Below are 240 nucleotides of genomic sequence, written 5' to 3'. Positions count from 1 at the left end.
ACGTTGGCGCGTCCGGGGGCGGTCTCGCGTGCCTCGGCCAGACGCTCGGCCAGGAGGTCGTTCGCCTCGCTGATCGTGCTGCCGGTCGAGTAGTACGTGATCTCGCGGTTCATGACCTCGACGGCCGTCACGACGGCCGCGGCGGCGTCCGTGAGCGGGGTCCGCAGCACGGCGGTGCTGGCGAACGAGATGAGCGAGAACCGGGCGCCGGCCAGCTGCTCGGCGATGGCCGACACGTCG

At 72.1% G+C, this 240-nt stretch carries 1 pseudogene; it reads right to left on the bottom strand.

Annotated features, from left to right (window positions below):
• Window positions 1-240: pseudogene (locus ACZ6JE_RS15535) on the bottom strand (vWA domain-containing protein); the annotation flags it as partial.

This window comes from Frigoribacterium sp. AC759 (genome assembly GCF_979256015.1).
This window is presented reverse-complemented; position numbering and strand designations above follow the sequence as displayed.